The following is a 21,667-nucleotide window of genomic DNA, read 5'->3' as shown; positions in this document are numbered from 1 at the left end:
GTTTCGCGGCGTTTATGGCATCAGCGGTTGCTGAAAAATACCGGCTTGCACTTGCTCGGGGGTGACAACGCCCGTATCGAGGATCCAGCCGCTAATCAGTGCCGCCGGGGTGACATCAAACGCCGGGTTGTACACCGGGGCATTGTGTGGTGCCCACTGGCACGCGCCAAAACTGCCTGCCACGCCGGTGACTTCGCGTGCATCACGCTGCTCGATAGGGATTGCGTTGCCGTTCGGGCAGTGTGGGTCGTGCGTGGTATGCGGCGCGGCGACATAAAACGCAATACCGTGATAGTGCGCCAGCACCGCCAGGCTGTAAGTGCCTATCTTGTTGGCGACGTCACCGTTGGCGGCGATGCGATCCGCACCCACCCAGATGGCATCGACCCGGCCCTGTGCCATCAGCGAGGCGGCCATCGAATCGCAGATGAGCTGATAAGGGATACCCAGCTCGCCAAGCTCCCAGGCCGTCAGCCGCCCGCCCTGTAACAGCGGACGGGTTTCATCCACCCAGACATTCTCTACCTTGCCTTGCTGGTGAGCGCGCAGGATAACGCCAATCGCCGTGCCGACGCCCGCCGTTGCCAGCCCGCCGGTGTTGCAGTGCGTTAACAGGCGGCTGCCCGGTTTCACCAGCGTGCTGCCGTTATCGGCGATGCGCTCACACAAGGCTTTATCTTCCTCAATCAGCCGCAGCGCTTCTTGCGTCATGGCGTTGACGACATCATCAGCCGCCAGCGCCTGCTTCATGCGATCGAGATTGTTCATCAGGTTAACGGCGGTCGGGCGTGAGGCCCGCAGGGTTTCCAGTGCCTTGGCCAACTGGGGCCGGGATTGCCCCTGCTCGGCCAGCAGTGCCAGCAACAGGCTGGCGGAAAGCCCGATAAGCGGCGCGCCACGAACCCGCAAGGCGCGAATGTGCTCAACCAGCGTGGTGACATCCGGGCAGGGACGCCAGAGAGTTTCTTGCGGCAAGGCCTGCTGGTCGAGGATCCACAGTTGATTCTCAACGACGCGAAGGCTGGTGGTGTTAACGGTCTGCATGGCGAGTTAAATCCGTGTTGCGTTATTGCATCAGAATTCTTATTCTGCCAATATGCGATACAGATGTATAGACGTCCAAACGCTTTTATGTCTAAAAGTAGGGCGCATATAGCAAGCAAATACAAGCGCACATAAACGAGGTTGCCTATGTCACTTTATCGTACTTTTAACGCAGATGACGCCGTGCAGTACGCACGTCAGTATGGCGGGGTGGCACACCCGCAGTCGTTGATAGCAGCCGATGAAATCGGTGACGGTAATCTGAATTTGGTGTTCAAAATTCGTGATACACAGGGCATTAGCCAGGTTATCGTCAAACAGGCATTGCCGTATGTGCGCTGTGTCGGCGAGTCCTGGCCGCTGACGCTCGATCGCGCCCGCATTGAAGCCGAAACATTGCTGGCACATGCACAGTATTGCCCGCAGCACACGGTAGCGGTGTTGCACCATGACCCTGTGCTGGCGGTGATGGTACAAGAAGATTTGTCCAGCCATCGCATCTGGCGCAATGAACTGATAGCCGGGCGTGACTACCCGCAGGCGGCGGCCCAACTGGCGGAGTATCTGGCCGTTACCCTGTTTCATCACTCGGATTTCTACCAGTTACCCCATGCTAAAAAAGCAGCAGTAAGCCGCTTTACCAACCCGGAGTTGTGCCAGATAACGGAAGACTTGTTCTTTACCGATCCCTACTGTGAGCATGAGCGCAACCAGTTTGACCCGGCGCTGTTGCCAGAGGTGCTGGCGCTGCGCGATGACCAGCCGCTCAAGTGCGCGGTGGCCGCGCTTAAACATGCGTTTCTCAGTAAAGCCGAAGCGCTGTTACACGGGGACATTCACAGCGGCTCGATTTTTGTCGCCGATCGGAGCCTGAAAGCGATCGATGCGGAATTCGGGTTTTATGGCCCGATAGGGTTTGATGTCGGCACCGTTATCGGCAACCTGTTGCTTAATTATTGCGGTTTACCGGGGCTGCTGGCGCTGCGCGAGGCATCGGCGGCGCGCGAACGGCGTCTGGAGGAACTGGTGACGTTGTGGCAGCACTTTTCTTCGCGCTTTGTGGCGCTGTGCCGGGAAAAAAGCCGCGATCCGGCGCTGGCGGCAGAGGGATATGTGCAACAGTTTTTACAGCAGGTGTGGCGCGATGCGCTGGGTTTTGCCGGTGCAGAGCTGATTCGCCGTACCATTGGGCTGGCGCATGTGGCCGATCTCGATACCATTGCCGATGACGCCACGCGTCAGGCGTGCCAGCGCCATGCCATTCATCTTGGCAAAACGTTGATTCTGGCCGCCGCGCATATCGATGGCCCAGACGCTTTGCTGGCGCGGGTGCGCCAAAGCGGGGCCTGAGCCGGCGGCGAACATCGTGTTGTCAAAGGGCTGCTATCAGCGCATAGCCCCCTTTGACACCTTCACCCGTCACACCCGTGGGTTATCACATCATCGGGTTATTACACCACCGTTTCGCCAGCGGTGGCTTCAGCCGTTGAGTGCCCGCCTGTGGATGCAGACGCGCGCGGGTTGCTCACCGCCTGTGCGCGTAACGCCTCGGGGGCGAAATCATCCACGTTAATGGTGCGCAGGCGGCTGGCTTCCGCCTGTTGCAAGATTTCGGCCTCCTCTTGGGAGATAACCCCTTCAGCCAGCCCATGTTCAGCCAGCCTGTCCAGACGCATAAACGCCAAGGGATGGCCAGCAGCCTGTGACAGTTTCTGGTGTACCGGTTCGGCGGCCAGAATATCGCACAATGCCTGCTCCAGATGTGCTGCCGGGTGTGTCCCTTCCGATGTCAGATACAGACCGCGCCCGAGCCGGCTGCGGGTTGCACTGGGGGTTTGCAACAGTTTGGCCAACTGGCTGTCTTGTTCATCACTGGCTGGGGCGTTAACCGGGCCGAACGGGAAAAGAATGCCACGCAGCACGATGGCGACCCCGCGCATCGGGAAATTGCGCAGCAGCGCGAGGATGGCCTGTTCTGCCTGATACAGACAATCTTGTACCCCCCACTGCACCAGCGGCAGGTCGGCCTGCTGACGCCCTTCTTCGTCATAGCGCTTGAGCGTGGCGGAGGCCAGATAAAGCTGGCTTAACACATCACCCAGACGGGCCGACAGGCGCTCACGGCGTTTCAGGCTGCCGCCCAGCATCCCCATCGAGATATCTGCCAGCAGCGCCAGATTGGCACTGAGCCGGTTAAGACGCTGGTAGTCACGGCGCGTGGCATCGCGCACCGGGGCGCGGCTGGTGCGCCCATTGGTCAGGCCAAGCCACAGGCTGCGTACCAGATTGCTGGCGATATGACCGATATGGCCGCGCAGCGCCTTGTCAAAGGATTTCAGGTCGCTCTCTTGCGCAGCGCGCATTTCGTTTAACAGGTAAGGATGGCAGCGAATGGCACCTTGCCCGAAGATTATCATGCTGCGCGTCAGAATATTGGCCCCTTCAACCGTAATGGCGATAGGCGCGCCCTGATAGTGGCGGGCAACAAAGTTGGTGGGGCCAAGGCAAATGCCTTTGCCGCCGACAATGTCCATCGCATCAATAATGCCGCGCTGCCCGCGATGGGTGCAGTGGTATTTGACGATAGCGGACAGCACCGACGGGCGAGCGCCTTGCATAATGCCAGTGGTAATCAGTGTTGAGGCGGCATCCATCACATAAGCATTCCCGGCAAGCCTTGCCAGCGGCTCTTCAATGCCTTCCATTTTGCCAATCGGCAGTTTGAACTGGCGGCGAATACGGGCGTAGGCACCGGTGGCCAGTGCGACACTTTTCAGGCTACCGGTGGAATTAGACGGCAGGGTGATGCCGCGCCCGACAGACAGGCACTCCATCAGCATACGCCAGCCCTGACCGGCCATGGCAGGCCCGCCGATGATGTAATCCAGCGGCACGAAGATGTTCTCGCCTTGCGTCGGGCCGTTTTGAAACGGAATGTTAAGCGGAAAGTGACGGCGGCCAATTTTTACGCCGTCGGTGTGGGTGGGGATAAGGGCACAGGTAATGCCGATATCATCGTTATCACCCAGCAGGTGGTCCGGGTCATACAGCCGGAACGCCAGCCCCAGTACGGTAGCGACCGGTGCCAGCGTAATGTAGCGCTTGTTCCAGGTCAGGCGCATACCGAGTACCTGATTGCCCTGCCATTGGCCATAACACACCACGCCCACATCGGGGATAGCACTGGCATCTGATCCGGCTTCCGGGCTGGTGAGCGCAAAACAGGGAATGTCATCACCGCGAGCCAGCCGGGGGAGATAGTGATCTTTTTGCGCTTCGCTGCCGTAGTGTTGCAACAATTCTCCGGGGCCGAGAGAGTTGGGCACGCCAACCGTGATGGCCAGAATGCTCGACACGCTGGCCAGTTTTTGCAGCACCATCGCCTGCGCGTAGGCGGAGAATGCCAGCCCGCCGTACTCTTTTTTGATGATCATGGCAAAAAAGCGATGCTGTTTCAGGAATGCCCACAGCTCGGGAGGCAGGTCGGCCCGCTCATGGGTAATTTCAAAATCATTCGCCATGCGGCAGGCTTCTTCTACCGGGCCGTCCAGAAAGGCCTGCTCTTCAGGTGTTAACGTGGGGCGGGCATAGGCGTGTAGGGTGTGCCAGTCTGGTGCTCCGCGAAACAGTTCGCCTTCCCACCAGGTGGTTCCGGCATCAATCGCTTCTTTTTCCGTGGCGGACATTGGCGGCATCACCCGGCGAAACAGCGTCATGACCGGCGTACTGAGCCAGCGCTGGCGCAGCGGTGTCAGCAGCAGCGGTAAGACCACCAATAGTGGGATAAGCATCAGCCAGCCGGGCCAGCCCGCCAGAAACACCACTGTGCCAAACCCCGTCACCACCAGCGCGCTGCCAAGCCATAGCGAAACCCGGTGGTAGAAAAGTGCACTGATAAGCATCAGCCCTGCCAGGATACTGAGCGCAACCATAGTCGTTTTCTCCCGTCCATTCGTTTTGGGTCGCCTGCATGACAGGTCTGACCTGTGGGTATAGAGTGTTTTTAGTTTACCGGGTGGTTTTTATCAATTTATTTACAACATAATTACAACTCATCTCACAAAGCCGTCATCACCACCGACTGAGGAGGCGCAATGCCGTCGTTTGGTGATTGTCTGCTTCTCGTGATTTGGGCTATCCGCTACACTGCTCGGCAGAAACGTCATGATGTCACTGAATGAGAGGGTTTCCATGTACCAGGACTTAATCCGTAATGAACTCAACGAAGCGGCGGCAACGCTGAACACATTTTTAAGCGATGAGGCCAATATTCAGGCTATTGAAGATGCGGCGGTGTTACTGGCTGATGCGTTCAAAGCGGGTGGCAAAGTGATTTCCTGCGGCAACGGTGGCTCTCACTGTGATGCCATGCACTTTGCTGAAGAGTTAACCGGCCGTTACCGTGAAAATCGCCCCGGTTATCCGGCAATTGCCATCTCTGATCCAAGCCACCTGTCTTGCGTCAGTAACGACTTCGGTTATGATTTTGTCTTCTCCCGTTATGTGGAGTCGTTAGGCCGTGAAGGCGATGTGTTGCTGGGCATTTCGACGTCAGGTAATTCGGGCAATATTATTAAAGCCATTAGCGCCGCCCGTGCCAAAGGTATGAAAGTGATTACCCTGACGGGTAAAGATGGCGGCAAAATGGCGGGCAGTGCTGATGTGGAAATCCGTGTGCCGCATTTCGGTTACGCCGATCGCATTCAGGAAGTGCATATTAAAGCCATCCACATTTTGATTCAGTTAATTGAGAAAGAAATGGCCGCAAGCTGAGGGCAGGCGGTGACGCACAGCAGTAACAAGCCGTAAAAAGGAAGCCGACAATGTGTGAACTGCTTGGGATGAGTGCGAATGTCCCAACGGATATCTGTTTCAGTTTTACCGGCCTGATTCAACGGGGTGGCCGCACCGGGCCGCACCGTGATGGCTGGGGAATTACCTTCTATGAGGGTAACGGTTGCCGCACGTTCAAAGACCCGCAACCCAGTTTTAATTCGCCGATTGCCGCACTGGTACAGAGCTATCCCATCAAGTCCTGTGCGGTGATATCGCATATTCGCCAGGCGAATCGGGGAGCCGTGTCGCTGGAAAACACCCATCCATTTACGCGCGAGCTGTGGGGGCGCAACTGGACATTTGCTCACAATGGCCAGTTGAAGGGCTACCGCCGTCTGAAAACCGGGACGTTTCGCCCGGTCGGCGATACCGACAGCGAATACGCATTTTGCTGGCTGCTGCATCAACTGGCGCAGCGCTACCCGCGAACACCGTCCAACTGGCCGGCGGTGTTTCGCTATATTGCGACGCTGGCAGAGCAATTGCGCAAAAAGGGTGTATTCAACATGCTGTTATCGGACGGGCGTTTTGTGATGGGGTTTTGTTCGACCAGGCTGCACTGGATAACCCGGCGGGCACCGTTTGGCAAGGCAACGTTACTGGATGATGATGTCGAAATCGACTTCCAGCGCCAGACCACACCAAACGATGTGGTTACGGTACTGGCGACGCAGCCGCTCACCGGTAACGAAACCTGGCACGCCATCGCGCCAGGGGAGTTCGTGCTGTTTTGTTTCGGTGAGCGCGTTAATTTTGCTTAACGGGCTGCTGGTGTATTGCTCAACGCCGATGTATGGGTAAACGCATAATGTGACGGGGCAGACTGGCTGGTCGGTGTATTCTGATTGACCACATACTGACCGTTGACGACCGAAATAGCCGGTGCCTGGTGATTTTTGTTGAAAAAGGCATAGCCCGGTTGCAACTGACTCCAGAACTTATAATAGGTGGAGCGGCTGTGGCGCTTCATGTTCTGCTCGGTCATGCGGAACGGATAAATCGCCAGCTCCACCTTCTGCTGCCCGTTACGCAGCGCCTTTTCCACGTAAGTATAAATCTCTGCGATATATTGGTTGGTCATCGCATAACAGCCGATAGACACACACTCGCCGTGGATCATCAAATAGCGGCCGGAATAGCCGTGCGCCTTGTCATATTCATTCGGAAAACCGACATTGATGGCGCGGTAATAATGGCTGTCTGGTTTTAGCTGCCGTAAATCAACCTGATAAAACCCTTCCGGGCTTTTGAAGTCCCCTTCGGTCATTTTCGGGCCGAGGCCACCGGAATATTTACAGATGGGGTAACTTTGCACCAGTTTGTATTCGCCACCGACTTGTGCATACAACTCGAGTACCCGTTCTTCTTTGAAAATCTGAATATAAACGGGTGACCCGGCGACCTGCTGTTGCTGTGCGACAACGGGAGAAACCTGATTGGCGTAACTGCTATTGATGGTAGCGGAAGGCAAAATAAACAGCATCGCAAGTGAAAGCGCGATTTTTTGCATGGTAAATCCTGATTACTGGAGCGGTTGTCTTATCGTGATACGGTGTTGCCGTATTCCCTGTCGTTGTCTGTCAGGCTGTGCCCTGCCATTAGGCTGCATCCTGAACGTGCGGGCAGGTGCTGTCTTGCCAGCGTTCGGAGGTGCAGGCTGATACCGGGGCGCGCAGCCACATTATCACCGCATCTGTTTTATTCAAGAGGGGAAAACGAATAAAAAAACAGATTATTCTTAGCGAGAGCGCGGTTGTGGGTAACATATTGCTTGCCTTGCATTGTTACTGTATTTTTATACAGTCTTGTGGGAGGGGATATGCGCAAAATCATTCATGTCGATATGGATTGTTTTTATGCCGCAATAGAAATGCGTGATAACCCGCGTTTGCGTGAAATCCCGCTGGCTATTGGTGGCAGTGCCGATAACCGGGGCGTGATTTGTACCGCCAACTATCCGGCTCGTCGCTATGGCGTACACAGCGCGATGGCGACAGCCACGGCACTACGCCTGTGCCCGCATTTGACATTGTTGCCTGGCCGAATGGCGCTGTATAAAGAAACCTCCCGGCAAATTCAGCACATTTTTTCTCGTTATACGTCGTTGATTGAGCCTTTATCGCTGGATGAAGCCTATCTGGATGTGACGGATAGCCCGCACTGCAACGGTTCGGCCACGCTTATCGCACAAGCCATCCGTCAGGCGATTTTCAGCGAGCTGCAACTGACGGCTTCTGCGGGCGTGGCCCCGGTTAAATTTCTTGCCAAGGTGGCGTCAGAGCAGAATAAACCCAATGGCCAATACGTGATAACACCGGCAGACATGGAGGCCTTTTTGCTGTCGTTGCCGCTGGAGAAAATCCCCGGCGTTGGCAAAGTCACGGCAAAGCGGCTGGCCGAATGCGGCCTGCATTGTTGCGCGGATGTGCGCCAGTATGCGCAAGCCAGTCTGCTGCGTGAGTTTGGCAAATTTGGCCGCATACTGTGGGAGCGGTGTCAGGGTATTGATGACCGCTCGGTATCGCCTGACCGGTTACGTAAGTCGGTGGGGGTAGAGAAGACGCTGGCGCACGATATCCATGACTGGGCGGCGTGCGAGGCAGTGGTCGAGCAATTGTATCAGGAGCTGGAGAGGCGGCTGCGGCACGTCCGTCCCGACTTACAGATTGCCCGGCAAGGGGTAAAGCTGAAGTTTGATGATTTTCGCCAAACCACGCAGGAGCATGTCTGGCCGGTGCTGCATAAGCCGGATTTATTACAGCTGGCGCGCGCGAGCTGGGAGCAGCGACGCGAGGCGCGAGGGGTCAGATTGGTCGGGTTGCAGGTTTCGCTCATCGACCCACAGCTGGAGCGGCAACTGGTGCTGCCGTGGGACTGAAACCCGCCATGTGCAGGCATGGCGGGCTGTGCATCAGGCGCGTTCGGGAATGGCTTTGAGCAACGCTTTCAGCAGCGTCCAGTAACGGCCTACGCTTTCGATGTGCACCTGTTCATCAGGCGAGTGTGGGCCGGTGATGGTCGGGCCGATGGAAACCATATCCATCTGCGGGTAAGGCTTTTTGAACAAACCACATTCGAGCCCGGCATGAATAACCATGATATTCGGCGTGTTGCCAAACAGCGTCTGATAGGTTTCACGCACCAGATGCATGACCGGCGAGTCGGCATCCGGCTGCCAGCCGGGGTAGCTGCCGCTGGCTTCGGTGTGGGCTCCGGCAAGCTGGCTCAGAGAGGTCAGCATACTGACGACATACTCTTTACCGCTATCCACCAGTGAGCGAATCAGGCAATGAATCTCGGCGTGTGTCTCCGTCATGCTGACAACACCGACGTTCAGTGAGGTTTCCACCACGCCTTTGATGTTATCACTCATGCGAATCACTCCGTTGGGAAACGCATGCAGCAGCGAGACGAAACGCTCGCGGCTGGCGGGTGTCAGCGCCAGCGCATCGGTATCAACCGTCTCCAGCAGCAGGGTCACGTTTTTCTCCACTGCCGCCAGTTCGTGTTTAATCACGGCGAGGTAATCCTGCGCTGTGCGTTTGAGCGCGTCAACGTTGTCGGCGCTCACCGCCAGTGTGATAGCGCCTTCACGCGGAATGGCATTACGCAGCGTGCCGCCGTGCAGGTCAATCAGGTGAGCATCGAGCGTACTGGCGTATTGCGCCAGAAAACGGGCCAGCAGCTTGTTGACGTTGCCAAGGCCGAGATGAATATCACAACCGGAATGGCCGCCCTTAAGCCCTTTGATGGTCAGCCTGAATGACTGATAGCCTTCAGGCAGCGCCTCACGCGCCAGGTGCAATTGACTGCGGAAATCAATCCCCCCGGCGCAGCCCATATAGACTTCACCTTCCTCTTCGGAGTCGGTATTAATTAATATCTCACCTTGCAACCAGCCCGGTTGCAGGCCAAAGGCTCCGTCCATTCCGGCTTCTTCCGTCATGGTAAGCAGCACTTCCAGCGGGCCGTGCTCGACGCTGTTGTCAGACAATACCGCCAGTGCGGATGCCATGCCGATACCGTTATCCGCACCAAGCGTGGTGCCACGGGCTTTGACCCACTCTCCGGCCACATAAGGCTGAATCGGGTCTTGGGTAAAGTCGTGTGCTGTGTCGTTGTTTTTTTGCGGCACCATATCCAGATGCGCCTGAATCACCACCGGTTTGCGGTTTTCCATGCCTGGGGTGGCCGGTTTGCGCAGCACAATATTACCGACCCGATCGCGCTCGGTATGCAGACCACGCGCTTTCGCCCAGGACAGAATGTGCGCCGCCAGCGCTTCTTCATGATAAGACGGGTGCGGAATTGCACAAATGGTGGCGAAAATATCCCACAGCGGCTGTGGGGAGAGTTGAGACAAAGCAGACACGATGGAATCTCTCCAATAGGGCAAGGCGTGCGGCAAGCAGACATTGCCGAAATAACATCATCAGTATTCGCCCGCAGCAGCAGGCAGGACGTAACAGGATAACACTTTCCGCTAAACAGGGAGAATGGGCTCGGCATAAGGATTGCGTATATCAGGGCGATACAGAGGAAGCCCGGTCATTTTTAGCCGCGACAGGCCATGCCGGTAGCGTCATGGCAACGCCATTGTTACGCAAGGCAACAACGTGCGGGAAGCATCGTGACTTCCCGCCTGAAAGGATGTTGCCCTGAAATGGAGGGTGGTCAGTCGTATCCGATACGAGATCGGGAAGATGAAGCCGTGTTGTCAGTGTCGCGGCGGATCGCCACCGGTGTCATCACCAGCGGGCGGCGCAATAACAAGCGTACGCTGACTATCAGCTCAAAGCCGACCAGTAGCATAAAGGCAATGCTAAGGGCAGGGATAAACACGTCCAGTTGTGCGAGGAGGAAACTGTCGAATATCGTCATTGGGTGTTCTCCTGGCGGTGTTGGTTTCACCATGTTTGTAACCTGTTTGCAACATTGCGTCTAATAACTTTTTTACAACATTTTTCATTAATTAATAACGGTTAGTAACCATTTGGTGGGGTGTGGTACAGCGATGGAGAAATACTGGTTTTTGTCCGGCCAGCTATCTATAATCTCGCGCAACTTTATTTCCCCCTTCTGACTCTGATTAGGCTGATGTGACCGTTGGCCGGGATAGGTTTTATGAGCGAAAAGTACATCGTCACCTGGGATATGTTGCAAATTCATGCCCGTAAACTGGCCCAGCGTTTATTACCGGCCGAACAGTGGAAAGGCATTATTGCCGTCAGCCGTGGCGGTTTGGTGCCGGGAGCCTTGCTGGCCCGCGAGCTGGGTATTCGTAATGTCGATACTGTGTGCATCTCCAGCTACGACCATGACAACCAGCGTGAGCTGAAAGTGCTCAAACGTGCTGAAGGCGATGGTGAAGGGTATATCGTCATTGACGATCTGGTCGATACCGGCGGCACAGCTAAGGCCATCCGCGACATGTATCCGAAAGCCCATTTCATTACTATCTTCGCCAAACCGGCCGGTAAACCGCTGGTTGACGACTATGAAGTCGATATCCCGCAGGATACCTGGATTGAGCAGCCCTGGGATATGGGCGTGGTCTTTGTGCCGCCGCTGGTTGGCCGTTAATCCCGACAGGTTGGTTATTGTGCGCCCGGTTATGCCGGGCGTGCGCGTTTTTATCCCCCGCATTGCTCTGTGTGTCATAGCACGGCAAGCTGTATTTTTCGCACACATCGTCCGGTACACTTTCCCTTCTGCGTCGTTGTTGCGGCTCTGATTTCCCCAGGAGGCTGTTGTGGCTCAGGCTAACCTGTCCGAAACCTTGTTCAAACCGTCGATTAAACATCAGGAAACGTCTTCGATTATTCATCGCGCCCGCCGTTTTTCCGGTGTCGCAGCCAGCCCGTCGGCACTGGAGGGGGAAAACCCCGGCAACTGGTATCGTATGATTAACCGGCTGATGTGGATTTGGCGTGGTGTGCATCCGTGGGAAATTGAAGAGGTGTTGTCACGCATTGCGGCCAGTAAGGCTGAACGCAGCGATGAACAGCTACTTGATACCGTCATCGGTTATCGTGGCGGTAACTGGATTTATGAATGGGTGTTGCAAGGCATGCGCTGGCAACAACAGGCCGGGCAACATGCTGGCGGGGAGCAGGCCGGGCAATGCTGGCTTAAGGCTGCCAATCTTTACAGCATCGCCGCTTACCCTCATCTCAAAGGCGATGAGCTTGCCGATCAGGCTCAGACGCTGGCCAATCGTGCCTATGAAGAAGCGGCGACGCATTTGTCTTATGAGCTGAAAACCCTGACCTTTGCGATAGAAGGGGGCGGCCAGTTAACCGCTTTTCTGCATTTGCCCGCGCAAGGCCAGGCTCCGTACCCCACGGTCATGCTGTGCGGCGGCCTGGATATGTTGCAATGCGACAGCCACCGTTTGTTTCAGGACTATCTGGCACCGGCCGGCATGGCGATGCTGACTATCGATATGCCGTCTGTCGGTTTTTCTTCACGCTGGAAACTCGATCAGGACTCCAGTTTTCTGCATCAGCAGGTGCTCAAAGCGCTGGCGGAGGTTCCTTGGGTCGATCATACGCGGGTGGCGGCATTTGGTTTTCGCTTTGGGGCGAATATTGCCGTCAGGCTGGCTTATCTTGAAGCGAACCGGTTGCGTGCCGTGGCATGTCTTGGCCCGATAGTGCACCACCTGCTCTGTGATGCCCAGCGTCAGCGGCAGGTGCCTGATATGTTTATGGATATGTTGGCCAGTCGGCTCGGTATGCCGTTTTCATCGGATGATGCGTTGCTGGTAGAACTGGGTCGTTACTCGCTGAAAACCCAGGGGCTGCTGGGGCGTCGCTGCCCTACGCCTATGCTGTCAGGCTACTGGAAAGATGACCTGATAAGCCCGAAAGAAGAGTCTCAACTGATAGCCAACTCCTCCCGGCAGGGTCAACTGCTTTCGCTGGATTTCACCCCGGTGTATCAGTCATTTCATCAGGCTTTGCAACAGATTACCGGCTGGTTGCATCGCCAACTGCGTTAAGACCGGCATGGTGTGAAAAAAACACGTAATGACGGTTGGTTCTCGGCTGTGGTGTCAGATATTGTATGGCAATTTTGTTTCAACAGGCAGCCAGAGGCGGCATGGTAGTAAGAAAGATGTTATTTACCGTGATGATACTGGCATCACTGTTGATGATGACGGTGGCACAGGCGCAGCCGTCACATCCTGAATGGGAACAGGTGTCCGGTGCGGATGTGCGCCGTATCGTATCGGGAATTATCAGTTACTCTCATTGGCCAGATTTGAACCAGCCGCCGGTTCTGTGCGTCTATTCTTCCGCACATTTTCTGACTGCGCTGACGGCACCTGCGGGCGTACAAGAGAAAGTCGTATTTAATACACTGATCATTAAAGATAATCAGGAGCTGTTTGCCTCTGAGTGTGATGCGGTGTATTTCGGTGAAGAGTCGGTGGCAGAACAGATCAATGCTGCCAGCTATGCAATCGGCCATCCTTTGATGACGATTGCCGAACAGTCTCCGCGCTGCCTTGAAGGCAGCGCATTTTGTCTGGTGTTTGACACTCACACGGTGGGGTTCGCTATCAATATGGAAGCGCTTTCCCGCACCGGTGTGCGAGTTAATCCCGATGTGTTGATGCTGGCGCGGGAACGAAACTAATGATGACACCGGCCCCCAATAACCGGCCTACCACTTTCCGGCAGGCTTTGACCCGTATCAATACGCTGGGACTGGTGATTACCATGGTGTTCTCATGGTTGCTAATTACCGTCGTTTCGCTGATCTGCTTTAAGCAATATGCCGAGAAAAACTTGCAATTGCTGGGCTATACCCTGAGCCGTAATGTTGAGGCTGCCGTCGTATTTCGCGATGCGACCGCCGCCAATGAGGCACTCAGTAGCCTGGGGAAACAAGGCCAGTTCAGCAGCGCTATGTTGACGGACGCCAGAGGAAAAACGCTGGCGCAGTGGCATGATGAAGAAAGCCAGAACGATGCGCGGCTAGACTATCGGGTTTCACAGTGGCTATTTGCCGGAAATGTGATTCAGCCCATCATACATCGCGGGCAACTGATTGGTTATTTGAACATTCGGGGTGCAGATACCCCGGCACGTAATTTTGTGCTTTTTTCCCTGCTCTCGCTCACGCTCTGTATGCTATTGGCATCGCTACTCTCTATCGTCATCTCCCGACGCCTGCACCGCGGGCTAATTCTGTCACTGCATAATATTACCGAGGTGGTGCACGATATTCGGGAGAACCGGCATTTCTCCCGTCGTGTACCGGCTGTCAGCGTGGCGGAGCTAGACCGGTTTGGTCGCGATCTCAATAGTTTACTGGATGAAATTGAACGCTGGCAGCGACAGATGCAGCATGAAAATGACTCATTACTCAAGCGTTCACTGCATGACCCGCTAACCGGGCTTGCTAACCGCACGGCTTTTAGCAGTGCTCTGGCAAGCCTGCTGCAAGATCCTGACTATCAGGCCAGCACCAGCCTGCTATTTATGGACGGCTATCGCTTTAAAAACATCAATGATACTTACGGTCACGCGGCGGGAGATCAGGTATTGCTGACGGTGGCAAGCCGCCTGTCTCATTGTGCCGGTAAGCAGGATTTACCGGCACGTCTGGCGGGCGATGAGTTTGCGCTGATCCTGGTGGGAAAAAAGGACACGCACGAGGTACAACAGACCGTGGACGCGATTCGGCACGCCATGCAGCAGCCGGTGATTTTGCCAGAAGGCCAACAGGTGGTGATGTCGTTGAGTATTGGGGTGGCTCACGCCTCATCACAAACGACGCCGCAGAGCCTTATCGAGCAGGCAGACAAAGCCATGTATCAGGATAAACAGCAGCAGCGGCGACGAGATTTCGAACGGGTATTGCGCTATCTGGATGCTGACATCGCCGTCAAACAGTGACACGGCCTTGAGGGAATGATACGGGGTGTGATACCGCTCTCGCCCCGAAAGGCCAAGTATAAAAAAACTTGAACCGGCCCCGGAACTCCGGCAGGGTTAATCGATGGCTTGTCGGGGTCGTATAACGCCAACAGCCACGAACCGCTTGTATGCCGGGAGTACCCCGGTGCGCCAAAGGCTCATGATTGAGTATACACAGTGCTGTCACGAGACCCGTTGTATGATGTATTGGCGGGCAGAAACCATGCGCTGTTTCAAGGGAGGATGACATGGCAGTTAAGAGCAGACTTATCAAGAGTTTTGTCTCATTAGGGCCCTATTTACGTGAAAATCAGTGTGCGGAAAACCGTTTTTTCTTTGATTGCCTGGCCGTTTGTGTCAATGTAAAACCCGCGCCGGAAAAGCGAGAGTTTTGGGGCTGGTGGCTGGATGTTGAATGTCAGGAAAACACCCTGTTTTACACCTACCGCATCGGTCTTTTTGACAAAGCGGGCAACTGGCGTGAAGAAACCATCAAAGACACAGAGGTACATGAGAAAGTGCTGGCTACCCGTGAAGACTTCCACACCCGCCTGCGTGCGTTGGTAGAACAACTCGACCCACCTTTTTCCCTCTCCGCACGACCATGATGCTCTCCGGCATCGCGCCGGAGCGGGGGACGCGTTTTGCCTCCGGCATGGCGCTCTCCCCTTGTAACCGGTTTTTTCGTTCGTCTTACTTATCGTTCAACTTTATCGTCAACGCAACGGCAGAAAAATTATGAGTGGCAGCCAGACTTTGGTTGTAAAACTGGGCACCAGCGTGCTGACCGGCGGTTCACGCCGTCTTAACCGCGCCCATATTGTTGAACTGGTGCGCCAGTGCGCCCAGCAGCATGCCGCAGGGCATCGTATTGTGATTGTGACGTCCGGGGCGATTGCCGCTGGTCGTGAGCATCTCGGCTACCCCGACTTACCGCCGACCATCGCCACCAAACAGTTGCTGGCAGCGGTCGGGCAGAGCCGGTTGATTCAACTGTGGGAACAACTGTTCTCGATTTACGGTATTCACATTGGGCAAATGTTGCTGACCCGTGCCGATCTCGAAGACCGGGAGCGTTTTCTTAATGCCCGCGACACCATGCGTGCCCTGCTCGACAACCACATCGTCCCGGTGATTAACGAAAACGATGCGGTGGCGACGGCGGAAATCAAAGTCGGCGACAACGATAACCTGTCGGCGCTGGCCGCCATGCTGGCGGATGCCGACAAACTGCTGCTGTTGACCGACCAGACCGGGCTGTTCACCGCTGACCCGCGCACCAATCCTGATGCCGAGCTTATCCGTGAAGTGCAGGGCGTGACTGACGAACTGCGCCAGATTGCTGGCGGCAGCGTTTCTGGCCTCGGCACGGGCGGCATGTCCACCAAATTGCAGGCCGCCGACGTGGCGTGTCGCTCTGGTATCGAAGTGGTGATTGCCGCGGGCAACCGACAGGGTGTGATTGCCGATGTGATTAACGATGTCTCGGTCGGCACCCGTTTCCACGCGCTGGAAACCCCACTGGAAAGCCGCAAACGCTGGATCTTCGGCGCACCGCCTGCCGGTGAAATCACCGTCGATGACGGTGCGCTGGCCGCCATGCTGGAGCGCGGCAGCTCGCTGTTGCCCAAAGGCATCCGCGAGGTGGCGGGTAATTTCTCCCGTGGCGAAGTCATTCGTATCCGCAGCCTGAACGGGCGCGACCTGGCCCATGCCGTCACCCGTTACAACAGCGATGCGCTGCGCATGATTGCCGGGCACCACTCTCAGGAAATTGCCGAAATCCTGGGGTATGAATACGGCCCGGTCGCGGTACACCGCGATGACATGATCATTATTTGAGGAACACACCATGCTTGAGCAAATGGGGCAGGCGGCCAGAGCAGCCTCTTATCAACTGGCGGCGCTAAGCACCAGCCAGAAAAATAAGGCGTTGATGACGATAGCGGATCTGCTGGAAGCCCAGCGCGACGCCATTCTTTCCGCCAACGAGCAGGATCTGGCGCAGGCCAAAGAAAACGGCATGAGCGAGGCGTTGTTGGATCGGTTGCAACTGACTCCGGCGCGCCTGAAAGCCATTGCCGACGATGTGCGCCAGGTATGCCGTCTGAACGACCCGGTCGGCGAAGTGATCGACGGCCGGATGCTGGACAACGGCCTGAAACTAGAGCGCCGCCGGGTGCCGCTCGGTGTGGTGGGGGTGATTTATGAAGCCCGCCCGAACGTGACGGTGGATGTCGCCAGCCTGTGCCTGAAAACCGGCAACGCGGTGATCTTGCGCGGCGGTAAAGAGACCTATCGCACCAACGCCGCCACGGTGAAAGTGATTCAGCAGGCGCTCACCGAATGCGGCTTACCCGCCGCCGCGATCCAGGCGATTGAAAGCCCGGATCGTGAGCTGGTCAACCAACTGCTCAAGCTCGATCGCTACGTGGATATGCTGATCCCGCGCGGCGGTGCCGGGCTGCACAAACTGTGCCGCGAGCAGTCCACCATTCCGGTGATCACCGGCGGCATCGGCGTGTGCCACATGTTTGCCGACGACAGCATTGATTTTGAAAAAGCGCTGACTGTTATCGAAAGCGCCAAAATACAGCGCCCCAGCGCGTGCAACAGCCTGGAAACCCTGCTGGTGCACCAGACGATTGCCGCACGTTTTCTGCCGCTGCTCAGTGAAAAAATGGCGCAGGCCAACGTCACGCTGCACGCCAGCGACAGTGCCATGCCGTATCTGGCGAACGGGCCGGCCACGGTCGTCGCCGTCAACGAGCAGGATTATGATGACGAATGGCTCGCCAACGATCTCAACGTCACGCTGGTTGAGGACATGGCAGCGGCGATTGCCCACATCCGCCAGCACGGCACCCAGCATTCCGATGCGATCCTGACGCGCTCCATCAGCAACGCTGAACGCTTCGTGCGTGAAGTGGACTCCGCCGCCGTATACGTCAACGCCAGCACCCGCTTTACCGACGGCGGCCAGTTTGGTCTGGGCGCAGAAGTGGCGGTCAGCACCCAGAAACTGCACGCCCGCGGCCCAATGGGGCTGGAAGCGCTCACCACCTACAAATGGATTGGTTACGGCGACGATCTGGTTCGCGCATAACACGGCTTATCCCCGGCAGCCGCGAGCATCGCCTGCCGGGTAACATGCTTAGAAAACCATCAGACGATACGCGCAAGTCTTGACTTACCGTAATGATTTGACTAGTTTGTCACCCCGTAGTTCATCGTCACGCACTCGCGGGACGCTCTCAGGGCCGATATAGCTCAGTTGGTAGAGCAGCGCATTCGTAATGCGAAGGTCGTAGGTTCGACTCCTATTATCGGCACCATCCTACCTATTTTAACGTCTCCCTAAGTCTACTCAAACACCCTTTAAGCCCTTATAATACGCGGTTTCACGGCCCTTATTGTCTCTGCTCGTCTACTCACGTTCACAGAAATCTACGGTGAGTTGGGGGCATCGGTGGGGGCATATCGTGTTCGGTCTAGAGGAGATGCCCCCAAATGAAGCTCAATGCCAGACAGGTAGAGACTGCCAAGCCCAAAGATAAACCCTACAAGTTAGCGGATGGTGGGGGCATGTATCTGGAGGTGTTCCCTAACGGCACCAAAAGCTGGCGCATGAAATACCGCATCGCAGGTAAAGAAAAACGTGTGGTGTTTGGTGTCTATCCGACCATTACCTTAGCCGATGCCAGAAGCAAAAGAGATGATGCTAAAAAACTGCTGGTTAACGGCGTTGATCCGAGTGCGTTTAAGCAAGAAAGCAAGCAAGCCCACATCGAAGAAGTGAAAAACACCTTCCAAGAAATTGCGCTCGAATGGCACAACATGAAAGTGAAGAAATGGTCTGTGGGGTATGCCTCTGACATTCTTGAAGCGTTCAACAAAGACGTCTTCCCGTTCATTGGTCAACGCCCTGTTGCAGACATTAAGCCGCTGGAATTGCTAAACGTGCTGAAAAAGATGGAAGACAGGGGAGCAACCGAAAAAGCCAAGAAAGTGCGTCAACGCTGCGGCGAAGTGTTTCGCTACGCTATCGTAACAGGCAGAGCCGAATATAATCCTGCACCTGACCTCACCAGTGCCATGCAGGGGCATGAGTCTACACATTACCCGTTCCTGACCACCGAAGAGCTTCCTGCTTTCTTTAAAGCCCTTGCTGGCTACTCTGGTAGTGAATTAGTTGTATTAGCAGCTCGCTTGCTGATTATCACTGGTGTTCGAACGGGCGAATTACGTGGTGCATTATGGTCGGAAATCGATACTGATAAAGCGCTATGGGAAATTTCCGCTGAACGCATGAAAATGCGCCGTCCTCATATCATCCCGCTCTCTACCCAAGCGTTAGCTATTATCGAACAAATCAGAGCAATGACGGGGACGTTTCCTTTATTGTTTCCGGGACGCAATGATCCAAGTAAGACGATGAGTGAAGCCAGCATCAATCAGGTGTTTAAACGAATTGGTTATACAGGCCGGGTTACGGGGCACGGTTTTCGCCACACCATGAGTACCATTCTTCACGAACAGGGCTACAACACCGCATGGATTGAAACCCAACTGGCGCATGTTGATAAGAACGCTATCCGTGGCACCTACAACCATGCGCAATATCTCGATGGCAGACGCGAGATGCTGCAATGGTATGCCGACTACATGGTAAGCCTTGAGAACGGAAGCAATGTGGTGCAGGGAGCGTTTAACCGGCGTGCGTAAAGATAACTGCTGATAAATGAAGGGCTATGTCTTAACAGGCATAGCCCTTTTTCTTGGCTAAACCAGATAAGAATTAGTTCAGAATTTAAACTGGCATTTACTAACTAATTGATTAATATGTATATTATAAAACACCTTAAAACAAGAAAATAAATAGCACTTTTTGCTAAATCACTCTACACCCCGCCCAGTGACAGCTCTCCCACCATTTCATCCGTTTTTGTTTAAAAAACATTCAATTCAGGTTCAATTCTGATTTTTCGAGGGTTGAACGTCATAAGCGATCTGCAGATACTACATTCATCAAAACAACAACGGAGAAATATATGACAACAAGAAGACTTATTCGCCTGCCGGAAGTGATGAATAAAACAGGATATAGCAAAGCATGGATTTATCGGCTTATTAGCAGGGGCGTTTTTCCAGAACCAATAAAGATTGGAATAAGAGCCAGAGCTTTTGTTGAAAGTGAAATCGATGAATGGATTGAGAAGATTATTCAGTTATCACGTAAACACGTTGATTAATGGAAAATAAACTATTGGTGCTATGAGGTGGTTTTATGTAAAACGTTTAAATATATAGTGTCTTAATAATCAAATAAAAAACTAAGAAATATTATGCATGATAATGCAGGGTATTTTACACCTTAAATAAGAAGAAAAGGAAAACATATGAATAAGAAAAATAATGGTTTTAACAAAATAGCTACTGAAATGTTCCTCAAATCAGCAATGAAAGAGTATTTGATGTTTTTTTTGAGCATGACTAAAAAAGACCCTAAAGAGGTGGCTGGTTTATTGATGGATAATCAATATATGGGGAAAACATATAAAGAAATAATCGAAAAGGTTAAAGGTAATGTGGCGAAAAACAAGCGTCATCTTATCGATTATGAATGGGTAAGAATGCATATGGAGACGGTAGTTATCAAAGCGTTATCGTTATTAAATATGCAAATGTGATTGTCTTGTATTTGATGATTAAAATAAAAAGGTATCTAGTGATTATATAAAAATGAGGGTTGATTATGTCTAAAAAATATAAAGTAAAAAATAAATCTACGGAACTATTCTTTGATCTTGCTAAAAGATCATTTGAGGTTAGTTGGAGCGAGTTAAAAAATACTCACGGGGAAGATATTAAAAAATACATTGATAATGCTTGTTATATGAGTGCGGTCGTAGTGCGTGTGATAAATCATATTACTGATAACTTTGAAAGTTTCATACAGCAAGAAGGAAATCACGGAAGTATTGACGAAGTTGATCTTAAAACTGTCACGGAACTATTGGTGATGCATTCATATTTGTTTGTTCGCAAATCTTTATAGATTCTACTGAAATAGATATGCACAAAATATAAAAACAGTTGCCCCGCAAGGGGCTAACAACCATAAATATAACAGAAGGATTAAAAATGAAAGAGATAGTATTAAATGAAAAAAGTGAAACGGTAATATATATTATTTCAACAGTATTACAGGGGTATTGCGAAATGATTTATCACATAAATGAAAAAGAGTCTGAAACGGCAATGAATATTGTATCAGGGGAAAAACTGTCAGAGATATTTTATGACATTCTGATTGCGCATGAGGTTGAAGTATGTGTTAAAGATGAGAGATATAAAGATTTATCTGAAATTAACGTTGATGAGTTAAAGGAAAAGATTTTATTTTGGCATAAAGAACACATCATTGAACTGGTGTTAAAAAACATAAATCAGAATGACACTGACGGTCCTGCTTATTGGAAACTTAAAATAACAGTAAATCGCCATTGATCAATGGCTATATTCCCTCGTTGAGAGGGAAATAATATAGATATTAAAACTAAGAGGTTTACTATGATTGATGAGTTCCACGTAATGTTTATGTACAGAAAAATCCAAGCAGAAGCGGCTACGACAGACATAAAAACACTGAATCAACTGTTGAAGAAGTTCCGCAAGGTGGTAGCAGAGCGCCGTGAAGAATACTATCAGGAGATTGGTGAGAAGAAAGCGCGTAAGCTGAGGATGAAGAGGCTCCTCAAGTTGATGGAGAAGGATAGGGTATCACCCGAGGAGCTATGCTCTATTGAATCAGACTTGATTTGATACTTTTCTGCTCAGGGCAATACCAAATCTGA

At 53.5% G+C, this 21,667-nt stretch carries 22 protein-coding genes and 1 tRNA gene; 18 read left to right on the top strand and 5 right to left on the bottom strand.

Going from position 1 to position 21,667, the window contains the following annotated elements; all coding sequences use genetic code 11:
- Positions 1–12: 12 nt before the first annotated feature.
- Positions 13–1,044, bottom strand: coding sequence for an S-methyl-5-thioribose-1-phosphate isomerase (gene mtnA / locus DAQ1742_RS15760; RefSeq protein WP_035343772.1), 1,032 nt, complete (start codon positions 1,042–1,044; stop codon positions 13–15).
- A 147-nt stretch (positions 1,045–1,191) separates the two neighbouring features.
- On the opposite strand from mtnA, the gene mtnK reads away from it, so the two are divergent.
- Positions 1,192–2,394: an S-methyl-5-thioribose kinase gene (mtnK, locus tag DAQ1742_RS15755; RefSeq protein WP_035343770.1), complete on the top strand. Its 1,203-nt coding sequence runs from the start codon at positions 1,192–1,194 to the stop codon at positions 2,392–2,394.
- Positions 2,395–2,495: 101 nt separating this feature from the next.
- Here mtnK and fadE read toward each other — a convergent pair whose 3' ends face one another.
- Positions 2,496–4,976: an acyl-CoA dehydrogenase FadE gene (fadE, locus tag DAQ1742_RS15750; RefSeq protein ID WP_051124112.1), complete on the bottom strand. Its 2,481-nt coding sequence runs from the start codon at positions 4,974–4,976 to the stop codon at positions 2,496–2,498.
- 259 nt (positions 4,977–5,235) lie between these two features.
- On the opposite strand from fadE, the gene lpcA reads away from it, so the two are divergent.
- Both lpcA and DAQ1742_RS15740 read left to right on the top strand, forming a co-directional pair.
- The gene (gene lpcA, locus DAQ1742_RS15745) at positions 5,236–5,817 is read left to right on the top strand and encodes a D-sedoheptulose 7-phosphate isomerase (protein ID WP_035343768.1); all 582 of its coding nucleotides are present in this window, start codon (positions 5,236–5,238) and stop codon (positions 5,815–5,817) included.
- A 50-nt stretch (positions 5,818–5,867) separates the two neighbouring features.
- Positions 5,868–6,641, top strand: a complete 774-nt coding sequence (locus DAQ1742_RS15740) for a class II glutamine amidotransferase (protein WP_035343766.1) — start codon at positions 5,868–5,870, stop codon at positions 6,639–6,641.
- Here the strand turns inward: DAQ1742_RS15740 and dpaA are convergent.
- Entirely contained in the window at positions 6,638–7,390 is a 753-nt protein-coding gene (gene dpaA, locus DAQ1742_RS15735; RefSeq protein ID WP_035343765.1) for a peptidoglycan meso-diaminopimelic acid protein amidase, read from the bottom strand. The genes DAQ1742_RS15740 and dpaA overlap by 4 nt on opposite strands.
- Positions 7,391–7,699: 309 nt before the next feature.
- Here dpaA and dinB point away from each other — a divergent pair, with 309 nt between their 5' ends.
- A complete protein-coding gene (gene dinB, locus DAQ1742_RS15730; protein WP_035343763.1) occupies positions 7,700–8,758 on the top strand; it encodes a DNA polymerase IV in 1,059 nt (352 codons plus the stop codon).
- 33 nt (positions 8,759–8,791) lie between these two features.
- Here dinB and pepD read toward each other — a convergent pair whose 3' ends face one another.
- Positions 8,792–10,252: a beta-Ala-His dipeptidase gene (gene pepD / locus DAQ1742_RS15725; RefSeq protein ID WP_035343761.1), complete on the bottom strand. Its 1,461-nt coding sequence runs from the start codon at positions 10,250–10,252 to the stop codon at positions 8,792–8,794.
- Between the two features lie 302 nt (positions 10,253–10,554).
- Positions 10,555–10,761 carry a hypothetical protein gene (locus DAQ1742_RS15720; protein ID WP_035343759.1) on the bottom strand — a complete coding sequence of 69 codons (207 nt, stop codon included), beginning with the start codon at positions 10,759–10,761 and terminating at the stop codon, positions 10,555–10,557.
- Between the two features lie 243 nt (positions 10,762–11,004).
- Between DAQ1742_RS15720 and gpt the strand changes: the two genes are divergently transcribed.
- The 14 genes from gpt to DAQ1742_RS15650 all read left to right on the top strand — a co-directional run bounded on the left by gpt (position 11,005) and on the right by DAQ1742_RS15650 (position 21,635).
- Positions 11,005–11,463, top strand: coding sequence for a xanthine phosphoribosyltransferase (gene gpt / locus DAQ1742_RS15715; protein ID WP_013319164.1), 459 nt, complete (start codon positions 11,005–11,007; stop codon positions 11,461–11,463).
- Positions 11,464–11,632: 169 nt separating this feature from the next.
- Positions 11,633–12,883, top strand: a complete 1,251-nt coding sequence (frsA, locus tag DAQ1742_RS15710; RefSeq protein ID WP_035343757.1) for an esterase FrsA — start codon at positions 11,633–11,635, stop codon at positions 12,881–12,883.
- 65 nt (positions 12,884–12,948) lie between these two features.
- Positions 12,949–13,524: a YfiR family protein gene (locus tag DAQ1742_RS15705; protein ID WP_180706170.1), complete on the top strand. Its 576-nt coding sequence runs from the start codon at positions 12,949–12,951 to the stop codon at positions 13,522–13,524.
- Positions 13,524–14,789, top strand: coding sequence for a diguanylate cyclase domain-containing protein (locus tag DAQ1742_RS15700; RefSeq protein WP_035343753.1), 1,266 nt, complete (start codon positions 13,524–13,526; stop codon positions 14,787–14,789). Before DAQ1742_RS15705 ends, DAQ1742_RS15700 begins: the two co-directional genes overlap by 1 nt.
- A gap of 269 nt (positions 14,790–15,058) precedes the next feature.
- Complete coding sequence (gene crl, locus DAQ1742_RS15695) at positions 15,059–15,418, top strand: sigma factor-binding protein Crl (RefSeq protein ID WP_035343751.1); 360 nt, start codon at positions 15,059–15,061, stop codon at positions 15,416–15,418.
- A gap of 130 nt (positions 15,419–15,548) precedes the next feature.
- Complete coding sequence (gene proB / locus DAQ1742_RS15690; RefSeq protein ID WP_035343749.1) at positions 15,549–16,652, top strand: glutamate 5-kinase; 1,104 nt, start codon at positions 15,549–15,551, stop codon at positions 16,650–16,652.
- Between the two features lie 10 nt (positions 16,653–16,662).
- The gene (gene proA, locus DAQ1742_RS15685) at positions 16,663–17,916 is read left to right on the top strand and encodes a glutamate-5-semialdehyde dehydrogenase (RefSeq protein ID WP_035343747.1); all 1,254 of its coding nucleotides are present in this window, start codon (positions 16,663–16,665) and stop codon (positions 17,914–17,916) included.
- A gap of 153 nt (positions 17,917–18,069) precedes the next feature.
- Positions 18,070–18,145 (top strand) — tRNA-Thr (locus tag DAQ1742_RS15680).
- Between the two features lie 175 nt (positions 18,146–18,320).
- Positions 18,321–19,535, top strand: coding sequence for a tyrosine-type recombinase/integrase (locus tag DAQ1742_RS15675; protein WP_035343745.1), 1,215 nt, complete (start codon positions 18,321–18,323; stop codon positions 19,533–19,535).
- Between the two features lie 326 nt (positions 19,536–19,861).
- Complete coding sequence (locus DAQ1742_RS15670; protein WP_027711123.1) at positions 19,862–20,062, top strand: helix-turn-helix transcriptional regulator; 201 nt, start codon at positions 19,862–19,864, stop codon at positions 20,060–20,062.
- Positions 20,063–20,209: 147 nt separating this feature from the next.
- A complete protein-coding gene (locus tag DAQ1742_RS15665) occupies positions 20,210–20,500 on the top strand; it encodes a hypothetical protein (RefSeq protein ID WP_035343742.1) in 291 nt (96 codons plus the stop codon).
- Between the two features lie 65 nt (positions 20,501–20,565).
- Positions 20,566–20,868 carry a hypothetical protein gene (locus DAQ1742_RS15660; RefSeq protein ID WP_035343740.1) on the top strand — a complete coding sequence of 101 codons (303 nt, stop codon included), beginning with the start codon at positions 20,566–20,568 and terminating at the stop codon, positions 20,866–20,868.
- Positions 20,869–20,954: 86 nt separating this feature from the next.
- Positions 20,955–21,320: a hypothetical protein gene (locus DAQ1742_RS15655; protein WP_035343738.1), complete on the top strand. Its 366-nt coding sequence runs from the start codon at positions 20,955–20,957 to the stop codon at positions 21,318–21,320.
- 63 nt (positions 21,321–21,383) lie between these two features.
- Positions 21,384–21,635: an H-NS family histone-like protein gene (locus DAQ1742_RS15650; protein WP_035343736.1), complete on the top strand. Its 252-nt coding sequence runs from the start codon at positions 21,384–21,386 to the stop codon at positions 21,633–21,635.
- Positions 21,636–21,667 lie beyond the last annotated feature (32 nt).

The organism is Dickeya aquatica, assembly GCF_900095885.1.
In the GTDB taxonomy this organism is placed as follows: Bacteria; Pseudomonadota; Gammaproteobacteria; order Enterobacterales; family Enterobacteriaceae; genus Dickeya; species Dickeya aquatica.
The sequence above is the reverse complement of the archived record's forward strand: the minus strand, read 5'-3'. Positions and strand labels throughout refer to the sequence as shown.

Excerpts from the sequence above, each read along its gene's own strand:
- mtnA (WP_035343772.1), bottom strand. The coding sequence starts at position 1,044 with ATGCAGACCGTTAACACCACCAGCCTTCGCGTCGTTGAGAATCAACTG.
- mtnK (WP_035343770.1), top strand. The coding sequence starts at position 1,192 with ATGTCACTTTATCGTACTTTTAACGCAGATGACGCCGTGCAGTACGCA.
- fadE (WP_051124112.1), bottom strand. The coding sequence starts at position 4,976 with ATGGTTGCGCTCAGTATCCTGGCAGGGCTGATGCTTATCAGTGCACTT.
- lpcA (WP_035343768.1), top strand. The coding sequence starts at position 5,236 with ATGTACCAGGACTTAATCCGTAATGAACTCAACGAAGCGGCGGCAACG.
- DAQ1742_RS15740 (WP_035343766.1), top strand. The coding sequence starts at position 5,868 with ATGTGTGAACTGCTTGGGATGAGTGCGAATGTCCCAACGGATATCTGT.
- dpaA (WP_035343765.1), bottom strand. The coding sequence starts at position 7,390 with ATGCAAAAAATCGCGCTTTCACTTGCGATGCTGTTTATTTTGCCTTCC.
- dinB (WP_035343763.1), top strand. The coding sequence starts at position 7,700 with ATGCGCAAAATCATTCATGTCGATATGGATTGTTTTTATGCCGCAATA.
- DAQ1742_RS15720 (WP_035343759.1), bottom strand. The coding sequence starts at position 10,761 with ATGACGATATTCGACAGTTTCCTCCTCGCACAACTGGACGTGTTTATC.
- gpt (WP_013319164.1), top strand. The coding sequence starts at position 11,005 with ATGAGCGAAAAGTACATCGTCACCTGGGATATGTTGCAAATTCATGCC.
- DAQ1742_RS15705 (WP_180706170.1), top strand. The coding sequence starts at position 12,949 with ATGGCAATTTTGTTTCAACAGGCAGCCAGAGGCGGCATGGTAGTAAGA.
- DAQ1742_RS15700 (WP_035343753.1), top strand. The coding sequence starts at position 13,524 with ATGATGACACCGGCCCCCAATAACCGGCCTACCACTTTCCGGCAGGCT.
- crl (WP_035343751.1), top strand. The coding sequence starts at position 15,059 with ATGGCAGTTAAGAGCAGACTTATCAAGAGTTTTGTCTCATTAGGGCCC.
- proB (WP_035343749.1), top strand. The coding sequence starts at position 15,549 with ATGAGTGGCAGCCAGACTTTGGTTGTAAAACTGGGCACCAGCGTGCTG.
- proA (WP_035343747.1), top strand. The coding sequence starts at position 16,663 with ATGCTTGAGCAAATGGGGCAGGCGGCCAGAGCAGCCTCTTATCAACTG.
- DAQ1742_RS15675 (WP_035343745.1), top strand. The coding sequence starts at position 18,321 with ATGAAGCTCAATGCCAGACAGGTAGAGACTGCCAAGCCCAAAGATAAA.
- DAQ1742_RS15670 (WP_027711123.1), top strand. The coding sequence starts at position 19,862 with ATGACAACAAGAAGACTTATTCGCCTGCCGGAAGTGATGAATAAAACA.
- DAQ1742_RS15665 (WP_035343742.1), top strand. The coding sequence starts at position 20,210 with ATGAATAAGAAAAATAATGGTTTTAACAAAATAGCTACTGAAATGTTC.
- DAQ1742_RS15660 (WP_035343740.1), top strand. The coding sequence starts at position 20,566 with ATGTCTAAAAAATATAAAGTAAAAAATAAATCTACGGAACTATTCTTT.
- DAQ1742_RS15655 (WP_035343738.1), top strand. The coding sequence starts at position 20,955 with ATGAAAGAGATAGTATTAAATGAAAAAAGTGAAACGGTAATATATATT.
- DAQ1742_RS15650 (WP_035343736.1), top strand. The coding sequence starts at position 21,384 with ATGATTGATGAGTTCCACGTAATGTTTATGTACAGAAAAATCCAAGCA.